General features: G+C 69.5%; 1 protein-coding gene. It reads left to right on the top strand.

Annotated elements, in window-relative coordinates:
* The first annotated feature begins 40 nt into the window (after positions 1-40).
* A complete protein-coding gene (locus tag FXO23_RS50585; RefSeq protein WP_158896367.1) occupies positions 41-799 on the top strand; it encodes an SDR family NAD(P)-dependent oxidoreductase in 759 nt (252 codons plus the stop codon).
* The last annotated feature ends 59 nt before the right edge of the window (positions 800-858 follow it).

Raw genomic sequence — 858 nt, 5'->3', positions numbered from 1 at the left:
GCTCATCGAGGCGGGCGATCGGGAAAGGACGTGCGGGCGGATGACAGAGGCACGATCGTTGCAGGGCAGGGCGGTCATCGTGACCGGTGGCGGCACCGGAATCGGCAGGGTGACCGCACACGAGTTCGCGAACGCGGGTGCCAGTGTGCTCGTGGTCGGTCGAACGGCGGAGCGCCTGGCCGAGACCGCCGCCGGGCGGCCGGACATTCACACGTTCGTCGCCGACGTCGGCTCGGCCGACGGGCCCCGCGACATCGTCACCGCGGCGATGCGCGCGTTCGGCCGCATCGATGTACTGGTGAACAACGCCGGGATCACCCGGCCGGCCACGCTGGACGCGATCGGCAGAGACGAGGCCGAAGACCAGCTGCGCACCAACCTGCTGGGGCCCCTCTTCCTCGCCCAGCAGGCATTGCCGCACCTGCAGACCAGCCGCGGCGTGATCATCAACGTCACCTCCAACATCCAGCACCGTGGCTGGCCGGGCAACTCGATCTTCGGCTCCACCAAGGTCGCCCTGGACTTCCTCACCAACACCTGGGCGGTCGAGTTGGCGGAGCGAGGCATCAGAGTGGTGTCGGTAGCACCGGGATTCACCGACACACCGGCCTTGGCGCATGCCGGATTCACGCCCGAGGAGGTCGCCGCGCTCGGTGCGGAACTCGTCCTGCGCATCCCGCTCCGCCGCACCGCGCAACCGGAGGAGATCGCCTGGTGGATCGTGAACGTCGCACGGCCGGAAGGCGAATACCTGAACGGCGTCGTGGTCCGCGTCGACGGCGGGCTCGCCGTGGCCTGACCGACACCCGCGGACATCCACTACCGCGCAACACCCCGGCGCGGTAGTGGATCACCCGG

Origin of the sequence: Amycolatopsis anabasis (genome assembly GCF_009765355.1) — a bacterium.
Taxonomy (GTDB): domain Bacteria; phylum Actinomycetota; class Actinomycetes; order Mycobacteriales; family Pseudonocardiaceae; genus Amycolatopsis; species Amycolatopsis anabasis.
The sequence above is the reverse complement of the archived record's forward strand: the minus strand, read 5'-3'. Positions and strand labels throughout refer to the sequence as shown.

What these genes read in the sequence shown, in the direction of transcription:
- FXO23_RS50585 (WP_158896367.1), top strand. Translation starts at nt 41, where the DNA reads ATGACAGAGGCACGATCGTTGCAGGGCAGGGCGGTCATCGTGACCGGT.